The sequence below is a fragment of the Pararhodobacter sp. genome (genome assembly GCF_036802785.1).
Taxonomy (GTDB): Bacteria; Pseudomonadota; Alphaproteobacteria; order Rhodobacterales; family Rhodobacteraceae; genus Pararhodobacter.
The window spans coordinates 1-14,904 of sequence record NZ_DAIRVN010000024.1; the positions used below are offsets into that span (position 1 = coordinate 1).

The window sequence follows — 14,904 nt, forward strand, 5'->3', positions numbered from 1 at the left end:
CCCCTGATGGGGCCCTCGGCGGTCTGTATTGACGGGTCGCCTGTGCCAATATCCCCTCGATACACGCCACCCAGGCAATCAGCCCTCCGCAAGAGGCAGTCGGCGCCAGCCGTTTCAGCCCGCCGCAACCCCCGCCCAGAATCCCAGCCCGCTGATCGCCGCACCCAGAAGCACCCACCACACCGGGTGCAGGCCCACGCGCCGCCCGGCATCGGGCGGAGGGGTGCGCAGGCGGATCAGCGCGGCCTCAACGACGGCGGGCAATTGCGGCCCGAACCGGCTGAGAACCCGCGCCGTGCGCGCCAGATCCCGCGCCATCGCCGCCGGGCCCAGATTGCCACGGATATAATCCTCGACAACCGGCTGCGCCACTTCCCAGATGTTGATCGACGGGTTGAGCGAGCGCGCCACCCCTTCGACCACGACCATGGTGCGCTGCAGCAGGATCAGCTCGGTCCGCGTTTCCATGCCGAAACGCTCGGTCACCTCGAACAGGTAGCTCAGAAGCCGCGCCATCGAAATCCGCGTCGCATCCATCCCGAAGATCGGCTCCCCGACCGAGCGCAGGGCGCGGGCGAACTCGTCGATATCGCGGTCAGCGGGCACATAGCCTGCCTCGAAATGCACCTCGGCAACGCGGCGGTAGTCCTTGCGGATAAATCCGAACAGGATTTCGGCATAGACCCGGCGCGAATATTCGTCGATCTGGCCCATGATGCCGAAATCATAGGCAATGATATCGCCATTCGCGGCGACCTTCAGATTGCCCTGATGCATATCGCCGTGAAAGAATCCGTCGCGCATGGCGTGTTTCAGGAACAGCCGCAGCACCCGCGTGGCCAGTTCCGCCCGATCCACGCCCAGCGCATCAATCGCGGCATTGTCGCCCAGCGGCACGCCCTCGGCCCAGCCCAGCGTCATCACCGAGCGGCCGGAAAGGTGCCACAGCGGGCGCGGCACACGGAAGCCGGCGTCTTCCTCGGTATTGGCGGCAAATTCGGCAGCGGCGGCGGTTTCCATCCGCAGGTCCAGCTCTCCCTGCACCACGCTGTCAAAATGCGCGATCACATCGCCCGGACGCAGGCGGCGGGTGGAGGGCAGGAGCCATTCGATCATCCCGGCGGCGAAATAGAACGCGTCGATATCCTTGCGGAACGCGCGTTCAATCCCGGGCCGCAGCACCTTGACCGCCACATCCTCGCCGGTTTCGATCACCCGCGCGCGGTGCACCTGCGCAATGGAGGCAGCGGCAACCGGCTCGGAAAAGCTGGAAAAGACCGAATCAACCGGCATTTCCATTTCAGCCTCGAACTGGGCGCGCGCCTGTGCCAGCGGGAAAGGCGGCAGCTTGTCCTGCAGGTAGCGAAGCTGGATGGCCAGATCTGCCCCCACAATATCGGGCCGCGTCGCCAGTGTCTGGCCGAACTTGATATAGGCCGGGCCCAGCGCGGTCAGCGCCCGCACAAGGGGCGGCAGGGCCGGATCACCGCGCAGGCCCAGCAGCTTGAACGGCCAGCCCAGCACGCGCGCGGCCAGCCGCAGGCGTGGCGGGGCCTTCATGGCGTCCAGCACATCATGCATGGCGCCCGTGCGCTCAAAAGTCGCGCCGGTGCGGATCAGCCGCCAGATGTTATGCGGGCCCCGCATCGCTCAGATCTTCCAGCCGGAATGCAGCGCGGCGATGCCCATCGACAGGTTGCGGTACTTCACCTGTTCAAACCCGGCGTCGCGGATCATTGCGGCGAACACCTCCTGCTCAGGGAATTTTCGGATCGATTCGACCAGATACTGATAGCTCTCGCGGTCATTCGCCACGATCTTCCCCATCGTCGGAATCACGTTGAAAGAATACAGATCATAGGCCTTTTGCAGCGCCGGGCTGGGCAGCTGGCTGAATTCCAGCACCATCAGCCGCCCGCCGGGGCGCAGCACGCGATACGCCTCGCGCAGGGCATCGGGAATGCGGGTGACGTTGCGGATGCCGAAGCTGATTGTATAGACATCAAAGGTATTGTCCGCGAAGGGCAGCGCCATGGCGTCACCCACCACCCAGTCCAGCGCCCCGGCCAGATCCTCGGCCTCGGCACGTTTGCGCCCCTCTTCCAGCATCGATTCGGTCAGGTCCAGCACGGTTGCCTGCGCCCCCGCACCCGCGCGCTTCAGAAACCGGAACGCCACATCGCCGGTGCCGCCCGCCACATCCAGCAGGCGCTGGCCCGGGCGCGGGGCAAGCCAGTCCATCATCGCGTCTTTCCAGATGCGGTGAATGCCCATCGACATCAGGTCATTCATCACGTCGTATTTCGAGGCGACGCGCGTGAAGACCCCGTGCACCATCCCGGCCTTCTGGCCCTCATCGACGGTCTGAAAACCGAAATGCGTGGTTTGCGGGTTGTCCGGGCTCATACCGCCTCCTGTCAGACCTTGCGCCTTGTTCCTCCTTACAGGAGGATGCGGCCCCTGCACAATGCGACGCCGGAGCCTGATGTGCCTGAACTGCCTGAAGTGGAAACTGTGCGCCGTGGCCTGCAACCGGCGATGGAGGGGCAACGCATCCTGCGCACCGAGGTGCGGCGCGAGGGGCTGCGCTGGCCCTTCCCGCTCGGCCTTGCGCAGCGGCTGGAGGGCGCGCGGGTTGAGCGGCTCAGGCGGCGGTCAAAATACATACTGGCCGACCTTTCCACCAATGAGACCATGCTGCTGCATCTGGGCATGTCCGGGCGCATCACCCTGTCAGGGCTGGAGGCGCCGCATGTGCCCGGGCAGTTCCACCACCACCACCCGGCGCCTGAAAAGCATGACCATGTGATCTTTCACATGGATAACGGCGCGCGCGTGGCCTTCAACGACGCCCGCCGCTTTGGCGCGCTGGACCTGATCGCCACGGATAGCGCCGACGCCCACCCGCTTCTGGCCACGCTGGGGCCTGAGCCATTGGGCAACACCTTCAGCGGCGCCTATCTGGCGGCACGGCTGAAGGGGCGCAAGGGGCCGGTCAAGGCGCTGCTGCTGGATCAGCGAATCGTTGCGGGCCTCGGCAATATCTATGTCTGCGAAGCCTTGTTCCGCGCCGGTATCCACCCGGCCCGCGCCGGCGGGCGCATCAGCGCGGCACAGCTTGAGGTGCTGGCGGCGATCATCCGCGAGGTGTTGCAGGAGGCGATTACGGCAGGTGGCTCCAGCCTGCGCGATTATCGGCAAGCCGATGGCGAACTGGGCTATTTTCAGCACAGCTTCCGCGTCTATGACCGCGCGGGCCACCCCTGCCCCACCCCGGCCTGCCCGGGCCAGATCAGCCGGATCGTGCAGGGCGGGCGATCAAGCTTCTTCTGCCCTGTCTGCCAGATTTAACCTGTCGAGAGTCCGCTTGATCCCCGCGCCCATCCTGTTATTCACGGACCCTTGAACGCTTAACGGGGGTCCCCTCATGGCTTACGAAACCATCATCGTCGATATCGCCCAGCATGTTGCGCTTATCAAGCTCAACCGGCCCGAGGCGCTGAACGCGCTGAACGCAAAGCTGATGTCGGAACTGTCCGAGGCGCTGAAAGCGGCCGACCGCAATGAGAAGGTGCGCTGTATCATCATCACCGGCTCGGAGAAGGCATTCGCCGCCGGGGCCGATATCAGCGAAATGGCTACCAAAAGCTATGTAGACGTGCTGGAAAGCGATCTTTTCGGCCCCGAAAGCGATGACCTTGTCAGCGTGCGCAAGCCGATCATCGCGGCTGTAGCGGGTTATGCCCTGGGTGGCGGATGCGAACTGGCGTTGATGTGCGATTTCATCATCGCCGCCGACAATGCCAAATTCGGCCAGCCTGAGATCAATCTGGGCGTTGTTGCCGGGATCGGCGGCACCCAGCGCCTGACGCGCTTCATCGGCAAGTCCAAGGCGATGGACATGCACCTCACCGGCCGCTTCATGGATGCCGAAGAGGCTGAGCGCTCTGGCCTTGTCAGCCGTGTGGTGCCCGCCAAGAAGCTGCTGGACGAGGCGATGGCAGCGGCGCAGAAGATCGCCTCGAAATCGGCCATTGCCACCAAGGTGGTGAAAGAAGCCGTGAACCGCAGCTATGAAACCACTCTGCGCGAAGGGATTCTGTTTGAACGCCGCTCCTTCCACGCGCTGTTTGCCACCGAAGACCAGAAGGAAGGCATGAGCGCCTTCCTCGAAAAACGTGAGCCCCAGTTCCGCGACCGCTGAGCGCGCGCGATTTCCTATTTCCTTCCCTCCGGCTTTGCCTTATAGGCTGCCGCCACATGCGCGTGGGCCCGCTTAGGCAAGAATCGATCTGGCAAGCTTTGGCCGGGTCCGGGTCTTTTGCGCGATAGAACCGTAACAGACCCGAAAGATCAGAACACCCATGGCCAATACGCCCCAGTCCAAGAAACGCGCCCGTCAGAACGAACGTCGCTTTGAGATCAACAAAGCCCGCCGCTCGCGCATCCGCACCTATCTGCGCAAGGTCGAAGAAGCGCTTGCTTCCGGCGATGCCGAGGCCGCCAAGGCCGCGTTGCTGGCCGCCCAACCTGAGCTGGACCGTGGTGTCACCAAGGGTGTGCTGCACAAGAACACCGTTGCGCGCAAGATGTCGCGCCTGTCGCACCGTGTGAAGGTTCTCACCGCCTGATCACGCCTGGCACCCCGCGAGGGGACCACCGGCACCCATGCCCTGCTGCAAGCGCACCCTCTCCGGGTGCGCTTTTTCTTTGCGGTCCGCGAACCCGCCTGTGACATGAAGCGCACGGCCCAAGCGATTCTTTTCCCCCGGGCAAGTGTCAAGCGAGTTGTTTGATTGCCCCCTGCCAGCACCTCTTGGTAGCTTGGCCTTGCGATTCACATTGCCCTGGGGGGGTCTGAATGTGACACGTTTATCTTTCTTGTGCTGCAGCCTTGCCCGCTGCGGCCTGTCAGGATTTTCGTGCCCGGTACTGAACTGACTGGCGCTGCTGCGCCCGGTTCGTGCCCGACCCCATATTGTGTGCATTCGCCTGAGGGCAGGATGCAGGATAGATTTTTGGTGCCGTCCGGCCCCCGCTTCGGGCCGGTTCCGGTCACGTGATGTGTTGCGCGGAAAAGTCCGGGTTCGCCCGGCGCGGTTGATAACAAGAAGAGGCCAGCGCGAAAGCGCATGGCGCATAGGTCGGGACAGAATGACAAACGCGGTGTGGGGCGACGTTCGAAATGTATTGCAAGGGCTGGTTGGCGATAACAACTACATAACCTGGATCGAACCGCTGCGCCTCGCCAGCCTTGGCGAAGGCGTTGCCCATCTGACCGCACCCACCAATTTCGTCGCCAACTGGGTCAACCGCAATTTCGCCGAGCACATCATGCGCGCGCTGATCGCCAATGGTCAGATCGTCCATCGTGTAGAGATCACCGTTGATGCGCAGGTCGCGCGCGCCCCGGCCTCGGTCCAGCGCGCGATTACCGCCAGCGGCACCCCCACGCCCGCCGTGCCCGCCACGCCCCGCGCCTCCGACGACGGCGATCTGCCCGCCGCCGCGCTGGATCAGCGTTTCACGTTTGATAATTTCGTGGTGGGCAAGCCCAACGCGCTTGCCCATGCCGCCGCCCGCCGCGTGGCCGAGGGCGGGCCGGTCACCTTCAACCCGCTGTTTCTCTATGGCGGCGTGGGTCTGGGCAAAACCCACCTTATGCATGCCATCGGCTGGGAGCTTCAGGCGCGCCAGCCTGATCTGCGCGTGCTCTACCTCTCCGCCGAGCAGTTCATGTATCGCTTCGTGCAGGCCCTGCGCGACCGCCAGATCATGGATTTCAAGGGCCTCTTCCGCTCGGTCGATGTGCTGATGGTGGATGATGTCCAATTCATCGCCGGCAAGGAAAGCACGCAGGAAGAGTTCTTCCACACCTTCAACGCGCTGGTGGATCAGAACAAGCAGATCGTCATTTCCGCCGACCGCGCACCGGGCGAGATCAAGGATCTTGAAGACCGGATCAAATCCCGCCTGCAATGCGGGCTGGTGGTTGATCTGCATCCGACCGATTATGAGCTGCGCCTCGGCATCCTGCAGCAAAAGGTCGAACAGAACCGCACCACCTATGGCAATGTCGCGATGGGCGATGGCGTGCTTGAGTTTCTCGCCCATCGAATCACCACCAATGTCCGCGTCCTTGAAGGCGCGCTGACCCGGCTCTTCGCGCTGGCCAGCCTTGTCGGCCGCGAGATCACGCTTGATCTGGCACAGGATACGCTGGCCGATATCCTGCGCTCCTCTGACCGCAAGGTCACCGTCGAAGAGATCCAGCGCAAGGTGGCTGAGCATTACAATATCCGCCTGTCCGACATGATCGGCCCCAAACGCCTGCGCACCATCGCCCGCCCGCGGCAGATTGCAATGTATCTCGCCAAGCAGATGACCACCCGCTCGCTGCCCGATATCGGGCGCCGTTTCGGCGGGCGCGACCACACCACAATCATGCACGGCGTGAAGAAGGTTGAAGAGCTGCGCGCCGCCGATAGCCAGCTTGCCGAGGATCTTGATCTGCTCCGCCGCCTTCTGGAAAGCTGACCACGGCCCTCCTTGTGCTTGACCTCAGGCACAAAGGGCCCCAAACCATTGCAAAACGTCACTTTGCCCTTGAGGCCGGGCCGGTTTTCGCTAGTCTCGGCCTCCCTTGTTTTGCTGTTTGCCCCACAGGGGCGGAGGACCGGAGCCATGAAGATCAGCATCGAACGCGCCACCCTGCTCAAGGCCGTGTCGCAGGCGCAATCGGTCGTCGAGCGGCGCAATACCATTCCGATCCTCGCCAACGTCCTGATCGAGGCTGAGGGCGAAAGCGTCAGCTTCCGCGCCACCGACCTCGACATCGAGGTGGTTGACCGCGCGCTGGCGCAGGTCGAACGCGCGGGCGCAACAACCGTCTCGGCGGTCATGCTGCATGAGATCGTGCGCAAACTGCCTGACGGCGCGCTGGTCGCGCTCACCGATGACCCCCGCACCGGGCGGCTCACGGTCGAGGCCGGGCGCTCCACCTTCTCGCTGGCAACGCTGCCGCGCGAAGATTTCCCGGTCATGGCCTCGTCTGAATACACCTCGAATTTCGCGGCCAAGGCGGGTGTTCTCAAACGCCTGTTCGAGAAATCGAAATTCGCCATCTCGACCGAGGAAACCCGCTACTACCTCAACGGCGTCTATATGCATGTCGCCGAGGGCGAGGGCGGGCGCATGCTGCGCTGCGTGGCCACCGATGGCCACCGTCTGGCGCGCGTCGATGCCCCGCTGCCCCCGGGCGCCGAAGACATGCCCGGCGTGATCGTCCCGCGCAAGACGGTGGGTGAACTGCGCAAGCTTCTGGATGATGACGAGATGCAGATCGCCATCTCGGTCTCGGAAACCAAGGTGCGCTTTGCAACGCCGGAAATCTCGCTGACCTCCAAGGTCATCGACGGCACCTTCCCTGACTATACCCGCGTCATTCCCTCCGGGAACACCAAGCGCCTTGAGGTGGATGCGAATGATTTCGCCAAGGCCGTTGACCGCGTCGCCACGGTTTCCTCCGAGCGGTCGCGCGCGGTGAAGCTGATGCTGGAGGAAGACAAGCTCACGCTTTCCGTCAATTCGCCTGACAGCGGCAATGCCAGCGACGAGCTGGTGGTGGCTTACGGCGACGAAAAGCTTGAGATCGGCTTCAACGCCAAATACCTGCTGGAAATCGCCAGCCAGATCGACCGTGAAAACGCCGTCTTCCTGTTCAACACGGCGGGCGACCCGGCGCTGGTGCGCGAAGGCAATGATACCAGCGCGGTCTATGTCGTCATGCCGATGCGCGTCTGACTCCGCCGCGCCCCCTTCATCTTGCCGAAAATACGCCGGGGGGTGAATTGGCGCAGCCAAGAGGGGGGCAGCGCCCCCCTTCCCTTTTTGCCCGGTTCCCGTCATGGCGCTGCGTCTGACCCATCTGAAGCTCTCGCATTTCCGCTCGCATCAGCGCACGGAAGCGGCGTTTGATGGGCGCCCGGTGGTGTTTCTGGGCGCGAATGGCGCGGGCAAGACCAATCTGATCGAGGCGATCTCACTTTTGTCCCCTGGCCGTGGCCTGCGCCGCGCCGCACCTGAGGAGTTGATCCGCCAGCCGCAGGGCATCGGTTGGAAGATCACCGCTACCATCGCGCGCGGCGACGCGTTGCACGAAGTTGAAACCGGCGCGCTGCCCGGCCAGCCCCGCAGCCTGCGCATTGACGGCAAGGCCGCGCCGCAATCGGCGCTGGGGCGCGTGGCCTCCATGCTCTGGCTGACCCCGGCCATGGACCGCCTCTGGATCGAGGCGGCTGAGGGGCGACGGCGGTTTCTGGACCGGATGGTGCTGGCCTTCGTCCCCGATCATGCAGAGGCCGCGCTGGGGTATGAAAAGGCCATGCGCCAGCGCAATCGCCTCCTGCGCGATCATGTGGCTGACGGTGCGTGGTATGGCGCGCTGGAAGCGCAGATGGCGCAATCGGGCGCGCAGCTCAGTGCCAACCGCCGCATGGTCATCGCCCGGCTGGCGCAGGCCAGCGACCCTTCCAGCGCCTTTCCCGCCGCCGATCTGACGCTCTCATGCGACGCACCCACCGATGAGCCGGCGCTGGCGCAGGCTCTCGCCGGCAGCCGCCGCGCAGATATGGCCGCCGGGCGCAGCCTGCTTGGCCCCCATCGCGCCGATCTGGGCGCGGTCTGGCGGGCCAAGGGGATGAGCGCCGCGCAATGCTCCACCGGCGAGCAGAAAGCGCTGCTTCTGTCGCTGGTGCTGGCCAATGCCCGCGCGCTGGCCGCGGATACCGGCACCCCGCCGATCCTGCTGCTGGACGAGCTTGCCGCCCATCTTGACGCCACCCGCCGCGCCGCGCTTTTTGATGAGCTTTGCGCGCTGGGGGCGCAGGTCTTTCTCACCGGCACCGAGCCCGCGCTTTTTGCCCCGCTTGGCCCGCGCGCCCACTGGTTCACCCTTACTGATGATGGCGGCCATTCCCGCCTTGCTGAAAGCCCGCAGCCATGAGCTTTGCCCTGACCGTCACCCCCTGGCAACTGACCCTTTACGCCGGGGCGATCTTCCTTCTGTTCATCACCCCCGGCCCGGTCTGGGTGGCGCTGACGGCACGCAGCCTGTCGGGCGGTTTTGCCTCGGCGGTGCCGCTGGCGATCGGGGTCTCGCTGGGCGATCTGATGTGGCCGCTCGCCGCGATCTTCGGCCTCAGCTGGATTGTATCGCTCTACGGCGATATCCTTGGCCTGATGCGCTGGATCGCGGTGGCGGTCTTCATCATCATGGGCGTGCAGCTGATCCGCCACGCGCAGCGCGACCTTTCCGCCGACAGCCGTCTGACGAAGCCGGGCCGCTGGGCAGGGTTCACCGCCGGTGTCGCCGTGATCCTCGCCAACCCGAAGGCGATCCTGTTCTACATGGGTGTGCTGCCGGGCTTCTTTGATCTCAGCCAGATCACTGCCGCTGACATTGTCGCCATTCTGGCAATCTCGGCCATCATTCCGATGGCGGGCAATCTGACGGTGGCGGCGCTGATCGGCAAGGCGCGCGCCCTTTTGCGCTCGCCTAAAGCGGTGGCGCGCACCAATCGCATTGCCGGGGGGCTGCTGGTTGTTGTCGGCATCGCAATCGCGCTGGGGTGAACCGCTAAATCTTGTGTCGGGCGCGTGACAATCCCCCCGGAACTGCCTATAAGTCAGGCAGTGAAATCAAGGGAAACTGGCATGAGCGCGCAACCCGCCCAGAACGAAGAATATGGCGCCGATTCCATCAAGGTTCTCAAGGGCCTGGATGCGGTGCGCAAACGTCCGGGCATGTATATCGGCGATACGGATGATGGCTCGGGCCTGCATCACATGGTGTATGAGGTCGTCGATAACGGCATTGACGAAGCCCTTGCAGGCCATGCCGATGCCGTAACAGTGATCATTCACAACGATTCCAGCGTCTCCGTCACCGATAACGGGCGCGGCATTCCTACCGCCATTCATACCGAAGAGGGGGTCTCAGCCGCCGAGGTCATCATGACCCAGCTTCATGCGGGCGGCAAGTTTGACTCCAACAGCTACAAGGTGTCCGGCGGCCTGCACGGCGTGGGTGTGTCCGTGGTGAACGCGCTCAGCGACTGGCTGGACCTGCGCATCTGGCGCAACGGCAAGGAACATTACGCCCGCTTTGAGCGCGGCGACACCGTTATCCCGCTGAAGGTGGTGGGCGACGCCGAGGGCCGCAAGGGCACCGAGGTACGCTTCATGGCCTCGCTCGATACCTTCTCAAACCTTGAATACAGCTTCAAGACGCTGGAAAACCGGCTGCGTGAACTGGCCTTCCTCAATTCCGGCGTGCGCATCATCCTCGAAGACCGCCGCCCCGCCGAGATCCTGCGCAGTGAGCTGTTCTATGAGGGCGGTGTGCGCGAATTCGTGCGCTACCTCGACCGTTCCAAATCGCCGGTCATGGCAGACCCCATCTTCATCACCGGCGAGCGTGACGATATCGGCATCGAAGTGGCGATGTGGTGGAATGACAGCTACCACGAGACGGTTCTGCCCTTCACCAACAACATTCCCCAGCGTGACGGCGGCTCGCATCTGGCGGGCTTCCGGGGCGCGCTGACGCGGACCATCAACAACTACGCGCAATCCTCCGGCATCGCCAAGCGCGAGAAGATCAACTTCACCGGCGATGACGCGCGCGAGGGGCTGACCTGTGTGCTGTCGGTCAAGGTTCCTGACCCCAAATTCTCCAGCCAGACCAAGGACAAGCTTGTCTCGTCCGAGGTGCGCCCGGCGGTCGAAAACCTTGTGAACGAAAAGCTGTCGGAATGGTTCGAAGAGAACCCGGGCCAGGCCAAATCCATCGTCGGCAAGATCATCGAGGCCGCGCTGGCACGCGAGGCGGCGCGCAAGGCGCGTGACCTGACGCGCCGCAAGACCGCGCTGGATGTCGCCTCGCTGCCCGGCAAACTGGCCGATTGCCAGGAGAAAGACCCCGCGCTGTCAGAACTGTTCCTCGTCGAGGGTGACTCGGCAGGTGGTTCGGCGAAACAGGGCCGGTCGCGGCAGAACCAGGCCGTGTTGCCCCTGAAAGGCAAGATCCTCAATGTCGAGCGCGCGCGGTTCGACCGGATGCTGGGCAGTCAGGAGATCGGCACCCTGATCACTGCGCTTGGCACCGGCATCGGGCGCGACGAATTCGATCTGGCGAAACTGCGCTACCACAAGATCGTCATCATGACCGATGCCGATGTGGACGGCGCGCATATCCGCACGCTTTTGCTGACCTTCTTCTTCCGCCAGATGCCCCAGCTGATCGAGGGCGGGCACCTCTATATCGCCGAGCCGCCGCTGTTCAAGGTCGCGCGCGGCCGCTCTGAGGTTTATCTGAAGGACAAGCCCGCGCTGGAAGATTACCTGATCCAGCAGGGCATCGACGGCGCCATCCTCAAGCTGGAGAATGGCGAGGAAATCACCGGGCAGGATCTTCTGCGCATCATCACCGAGGCGCGGGAAGTGCGCCGGAGCCTTGAGAGATTTCCGACAAACTACGCGCGCAACATTCTGGAACAGGCCGCCATCGCCGGTGCCCTGCTTGCCGGCCAGCTGGATGCAAACGCGCAGGCCGTTGCTGACCGCGTGGCCGAACGGCTGGATCTGGTGGCGCGCGAGTATGAAAAGGGCTGGCAGGGGCGGCCCACGCAAGACCACGGCATCCGCCTGACCCGCATGGTGCGCGGTGTCGAAGAGGTGCGGGTGCTTGATGGTCAGGTGCTGCGCTCCGCCGAAGCCCGGCGCCTCTCGCGGCACACCCAGTCGCTGCAGGATGTTTACGCCCGCCCCACCCGGCTGGTCCGCCGTGAGCGTAGCCAGGTGATCTACGGTCCCGTGGACCTGCTGAACGCCATTCTGACCGAAGGCGAGAAGGGCCTTTCGTTGCAGCGCTACAAGGGGCTGGGCGAGATGAACCCCGGCCAGCTCTGGGAAACCACGCTTGACCCCAACGCGCGCACGCTGCTGCAGGTGAAGGTCGAAGATCTGGTAGAGGCTGACGACATCTTCAGCAAGCTGATGGGCGATATCGTCGAACCCCGGCGCGAGTTCATCCAGAAGAACGCGCTCAGCGTCGAAAACCTCGACACCTGAGGTGGTGTTGACGCATCCGTGACCCGGTTTTGTTTTTTCCCTGCCGGAAAAAGCGTTACACAAACCTGGTAAACACCACCGCAGTAAGGAGCAGCATCGCGCATGGAACTTGATGCCGTAAAGAATTCCTATCGCCGCTGGGCGCCGGTCTATGATGCCACCTTCGGGCGGATTACCCGCATGGGGCGCAACCGGGCGGTGGAAACCATCAACGCCCGCCGCGGCCGCGTGCTTGAGGTTGGGGTGGGCACCGGCCTGTCGCTCTCACGCTATGCCCCGCATCTGGAAGTGACCGGCATCGACTATTCCGAAGACATGCTTCAGGTTGCGCGCCGCCGCATTGAAACCGAGAACCTGTCGCAGGTGCGCGAGCTGCGGCAGATGGATGCCCAGTCGCTTGATTTCCCTGACGGGCATTTCGATACCGTGGTGGCGATGTATCTGGTTTCCGTCGTCCCCAACCCTGAGCGCGTCATGGCCGAGGTTGCGCGCGTGTGCAAACCCGGCGGTCAGGTGATCATCGTCAACCATTTCGCGCGCGAAAACGGGCTGCTGGCCTGGGTAGAGCGGCTGTTTGCGCCTCTGGCTGACAAGCTGGGCTGGCATTCAGACTTTGAACGCGACCGCATCATGGGCGAGCCCTCGCTTCAGGTCGCCGAAGAGCGCCGCATGGCACCCTTCGGCCTGTTCACCTTCCTGCGGATGCAAAAGACCTGATTGCGCATTTTCTGTCTGAAAATATCCTCAGGGGGTGAATTGGCGCAGCCAAGAGGGGGCAGAATGCCCCCTTCTCACGTCAGCCGCGCCGCCTGCCAGTCCAGTTGTGATGCCATGAAGCTTGAGATGAAATAATAGCTGTGGTCATAGCCCTCATGCAGGTTGAGGGTCAGATCAATGCCCGCCTTGTCGCAGGCGGCACGCAGCGCGCCGGGCATCAGCTGACTGTCCACAAACCCGTCCGCCGCACCCTGATCGACCAGTATTTCCGGCACCCGCGCCCCGGCCTCGATCAGGCGGCAGGCATCGTATTCCGCCCATGCTGCCGGATCATCGCCCAGATAGCCGCCCAACGCCTTTTGCCCCCATGGGCACTGCCCGGGCGCGCAGATCGGCGCGAAGGCTGACACGGCGCGAAAGCGCTCAGGGTTGCGCAGCGCGATGGTCAGCGCGCCGTGCCCACCCATCGAATGCCCCATGATCCCCTGCCGCGTCAGATCAACGGGGAAATACTTCGCCACCAGATCGGGCAGTTCGCGCTCGATATAGCTGCGCATCCGGTAGTGTTTTGCGAAGGGCTTTTGCGTCGCATCGACATAAAACCCAGCCCCCAGCCCGAAATCATAGGCCCCGTCGGCATCATCCGGCACGCCTTCGCCACGCGGCGAGGTATCGGGCGCGATAAAGATCAGCCCGTGGCGGGCGCAGGCAGCGCGAAACTCGCCCTTTTCGGTCACATTCGCCCAGTTGCAGGTCAGCCCGGACAGGTACCAGACCACCGGGCGCGGGCCCCCGGCAGTATTGGCCGCATCGGGCAGGAACACCGAAAATTCCATCGGTGTGCCCGTCTCGCGGCTCTGATGCTTCCAGACCTCCTGCCAGCCGCCATGGCTACGCCAGCGTTGCAGGCGCTCCATCAGAATACCACGACCGCGCGGATGGATTTACCCGCATGCATCAGGTCAAACCCCTTGTTGATCTCTTCCAGGCTCAGCGTGTGGGTGATCATCGGGTCGATCTCGATCTTCTTGTTCATGTACCAGTCCACGATCTTCGGCACATCCGTGCGCCCCCGCGCCCCGCCAAAGGCCGAACCCTTCCACACCCGCCCGGTGACCAGCTGGAACGGCCGCGTCGAAATCTCTTTCCCCGCCTCGGCCACACCGATCACGGTAGAAACGCCCCAGCCCCGGTGGCAGGCCTCCAGCGCCTGGCGCATGACATTGGTGTTGCCGGTGCAGTCAAAGGTGTAATCGGCGCCGCCATCGGTCATTTCCACCAGATGCGCGACGATATCGCCGTCAATCTTCGCGGGGTTCACAAAGTGGGTCATGCCGAACATCTTGCCCCACTGCGCCTTGTCGTCGTTCAGATCGACACCGATGATCTTGTCCGCGCCCACCATCCGCGCGCCCTGAAGCACGTTCAGGCCAATGCCGCCCAGTCCGAACACCACCACGTTGGAACCGGGCGTCACTTTCGCCGTGTTGATCACCGCGCCCACGCCGGTGGTGACGCCGCAACCGATGTAGCAGACCTTGTCAAAGGGCGCGTCCTTGCGCACCTTCGCCACCGCGATTTCGGGCAGCACGGTGAAGTTTGAGAAGGTCGAGCAGCCCATGTAGTGATAAACCGTCTGGCCCTTGTAGCTGAAGCGCGAGGTGCCATCGGGCATCACCCCTTTGCCCTGTGTCGCGCGGATCGCAGTGCACAGGTTCGTCTTGCCCGAAAGGCAGCTTTTGCACTGGCGGCATTCGGGCGTGTAAAGCGGGATGACATGGTCACCCACCTGCACTGAGATCACGCCCGGCCCCACCTCGCGCACAATCCCAGCGCCCTCATGGCCCAGCACTGAGGGGAAGATCCCCTCACTGTCGAACCCGTCCAGCGTGTAGCTGTCAGTATGGCAGATGCCGGTCGCCATCACCTCCACCAGCACCTCACCCGCGCGCGGGCCCTCCAGATCAAGTTCAACGATTTCAAGGGGTTTCTTGGCCTCAAAGGCCACGGCGGCGCGGGTTTTCATCGGGTTTCCTTTTCGCACATGCTTTGCGC

The 14,904-nt window shown here is 63.6% G+C and carries 13 protein-coding genes; 9 read left to right on the forward strand and 4 right to left on the reverse strand.

Translation table 11 applies throughout. From position 1 onward, the window contains the following. Window positions 1-114: 114 nt before the first annotated feature. On the reverse strand, window positions 115-1,647 hold the full coding sequence (gene ubiB, locus V7Q53_RS10235) for a 2-polyprenylphenol 6-hydroxylase (RefSeq protein WP_333828443.1): 1,533 nt from the start codon (window positions 1,645-1,647) through the stop codon (window positions 115-117). 3 nt (window positions 1,648-1,650) lie between these two features. Further along, window positions 1,651-2,406, reverse strand: coding sequence for a bifunctional demethylmenaquinone methyltransferase/2-methoxy-6-polyprenyl-1,4-benzoquinol methylase UbiE (gene ubiE / locus V7Q53_RS10240; RefSeq protein ID WP_333828444.1), 756 nt, complete (start codon window positions 2,404-2,406; stop codon window positions 1,651-1,653). 81 nt (window positions 2,407-2,487) lie between these two features. Between ubiE and mutM the strand changes: the two genes are divergently transcribed. The 9 genes from mutM (at window position 2,488) to V7Q53_RS10285 (ending at window position 12,849) form a co-directional block, all read left to right on the forward strand. Further along, a complete protein-coding gene (gene mutM / locus V7Q53_RS10245) occupies window positions 2,488-3,351 on the forward strand; it encodes a bifunctional DNA-formamidopyrimidine glycosylase/DNA-(apurinic or apyrimidinic site) lyase (protein WP_333828445.1) in 864 nt (287 codons plus the stop codon). 76 nt (window positions 3,352-3,427) lie between these two features. Next, window positions 3,428-4,204 (forward strand): enoyl-CoA hydratase, encoded by a 777-nt coding sequence (locus V7Q53_RS10250; RefSeq protein ID WP_333828446.1) that lies wholly within the window; start codon window positions 3,428-3,430, stop codon window positions 4,202-4,204. A gap of 160 nt (window positions 4,205-4,364) precedes the next feature. Further along, complete coding sequence (rpsT, locus tag V7Q53_RS10255) at window positions 4,365-4,631, forward strand: 30S ribosomal protein S20 (protein ID WP_333828447.1); 267 nt, start codon at window positions 4,365-4,367, stop codon at window positions 4,629-4,631. A 523-nt stretch (window positions 4,632-5,154) separates the two neighbouring features. Next, entirely contained in the window at window positions 5,155-6,537 is a 1,383-nt protein-coding gene (gene dnaA / locus V7Q53_RS10260; RefSeq protein ID WP_333828448.1) for a chromosomal replication initiator protein DnaA, read from the forward strand. A gap of 147 nt (window positions 6,538-6,684) precedes the next feature. Continuing rightward, window positions 6,685-7,803 carry a DNA polymerase III subunit beta gene (dnaN, locus tag V7Q53_RS10265; RefSeq protein ID WP_333828449.1) on the forward strand — a complete coding sequence of 373 codons (1,119 nt, stop codon included), beginning with the start codon at window positions 6,685-6,687 and terminating at the stop codon, window positions 7,801-7,803. Window positions 7,804-7,906: 103 nt separating this feature from the next. Beyond that, entirely contained in the window at window positions 7,907-9,004 is a 1,098-nt protein-coding gene (gene recF, locus V7Q53_RS10270; RefSeq protein ID WP_333828450.1) for a DNA replication/repair protein RecF, read from the forward strand. An 8-nt stretch (window positions 9,005-9,012) separates the two neighbouring features. Further along, window positions 9,013-9,633, forward strand: a complete 621-nt coding sequence (locus tag V7Q53_RS10275) for a LysE family translocator (RefSeq protein WP_333828492.1) — start codon at window positions 9,013-9,015, stop codon at window positions 9,631-9,633. 81 nt (window positions 9,634-9,714) lie between these two features. Then, entirely contained in the window at window positions 9,715-12,132 is a 2,418-nt protein-coding gene (gyrB, locus tag V7Q53_RS10280) for a DNA topoisomerase (ATP-hydrolyzing) subunit B (protein ID WP_333828451.1), read from the forward strand. Between the two features lie 102 nt (window positions 12,133-12,234). Further along, complete coding sequence (locus tag V7Q53_RS10285; RefSeq protein WP_333828452.1) at window positions 12,235-12,849, forward strand: class I SAM-dependent methyltransferase; 615 nt, start codon at window positions 12,235-12,237, stop codon at window positions 12,847-12,849. A 74-nt stretch (window positions 12,850-12,923) separates the two neighbouring features. Here the strand turns inward: V7Q53_RS10285 and fghA are convergent, their stop codons facing one another. Further along, window positions 12,924-13,766: an S-formylglutathione hydrolase gene (gene fghA, locus V7Q53_RS10290; protein ID WP_333828453.1), complete on the reverse strand. Its 843-nt coding sequence runs from the start codon at window positions 13,764-13,766 to the stop codon at window positions 12,924-12,926. After that, complete coding sequence (locus V7Q53_RS10295) at window positions 13,766-14,875, reverse strand: S-(hydroxymethyl)glutathione dehydrogenase/class III alcohol dehydrogenase (RefSeq protein WP_333828454.1); 1,110 nt, start codon at window positions 14,873-14,875, stop codon at window positions 13,766-13,768. Before V7Q53_RS10295 ends, fghA begins: the two co-directional genes overlap by 1 nt. Window positions 14,876-14,904: the final 29 nt, after the last annotated feature.

Excerpts from the sequence above, each read along its gene's own strand:
- ubiE (WP_333828444.1), bottom strand. The coding sequence starts at position 2,406 with ATGAGCCCGGACAACCCGCAAACCACGCATTTCGGTTTTCAGACCGTC.
- dnaN (WP_333828449.1), top strand. The coding sequence starts at position 6,685 with ATGAAGATCAGCATCGAACGCGCCACCCTGCTCAAGGCCGTGTCGCAG.
- V7Q53_RS10285 (WP_333828452.1), top strand. The coding sequence starts at position 12,235 with ATGGAACTTGATGCCGTAAAGAATTCCTATCGCCGCTGGGCGCCGGTC.
- ubiB (WP_333828443.1), bottom strand. The coding sequence starts at position 1,647 with ATGCGGGGCCCGCATAACATCTGGCGGCTGATCCGCACCGGCGCGACT.
- recF (WP_333828450.1), top strand. The coding sequence starts at position 7,907 with ATGGCGCTGCGTCTGACCCATCTGAAGCTCTCGCATTTCCGCTCGCAT.
- rpsT (WP_333828447.1), top strand. The coding sequence starts at position 4,365 with ATGGCCAATACGCCCCAGTCCAAGAAACGCGCCCGTCAGAACGAACGT.
- dnaA (WP_333828448.1), top strand. The coding sequence starts at position 5,155 with ATGACAAACGCGGTGTGGGGCGACGTTCGAAATGTATTGCAAGGGCTG.
- V7Q53_RS10295 (WP_333828454.1), bottom strand. The coding sequence starts at position 14,875 with ATGAAAACCCGCGCCGCCGTGGCCTTTGAGGCCAAGAAACCCCTTGAA.
- V7Q53_RS10250 (WP_333828446.1), top strand. The coding sequence starts at position 3,428 with ATGGCTTACGAAACCATCATCGTCGATATCGCCCAGCATGTTGCGCTT.
- fghA (WP_333828453.1), bottom strand. The coding sequence starts at position 13,766 with ATGGAGCGCCTGCAACGCTGGCGTAGCCATGGCGGCTGGCAGGAGGTC.
- gyrB (WP_333828451.1), top strand. The coding sequence starts at position 9,715 with ATGAGCGCGCAACCCGCCCAGAACGAAGAATATGGCGCCGATTCCATC.